This is a genomic window from Aquitalea sp. ASV11 (assembly GCF_016429185.1).
Lineage (GTDB): Bacteria > Pseudomonadota > Gammaproteobacteria > Burkholderiales > Chromobacteriaceae > Aquitalea > Aquitalea pelogenes.
The window spans coordinates 1-376 of the sequence record NZ_JAELUD010000188.1; the positions used below are offsets into that span (position 1 = coordinate 1).

General features: G+C 69.4%; 1 protein-coding gene. It reads right to left on the reverse strand.

The window, feature by feature from the left end; translation table 11 throughout:
* Positions 1 to 376 (reverse strand): type VI secretion system Vgr family protein (locus JHD62_RS23145; protein WP_199104602.1); only part of this gene is annotated, 376 nt, incomplete at both ends.

Here is a 376-nt window from a genome sequence, read left to right on the forward strand (position 1 = left end):
CCTGGCTGATGTGCTGCCCGGCGGTGACGGCGTAGGTGCTGCCTGCCGATTGCTGGATGGTGTGCGGGGTGGTGAGGCCGATGCCGGCCGGGGCGCTGATCAGAATGCCGGCCTGTGCCAGCTGTTTGAGCGACTGTTGCAGCAGGTCGACCTGGGCCTGGACGTCCGGCGGCAGGGCGGTGGCGGTGCTTGCGGCATCGGCCAGGGCTTTGGCCAGCCGGTTGGCCTGTTCCAGCTGGTGCAGCGCTGCGGTCATGTCCAGTTGTGGCGTGGCAGCGACGGGGCTGGCTTCGGCACTGATGAGCAAGCCTTTGCCGGCGCGGATGGCACCCCAGTGGTCGGTGCGCAGTTCAAACCCTTCGCCGCGTGGCGCGCG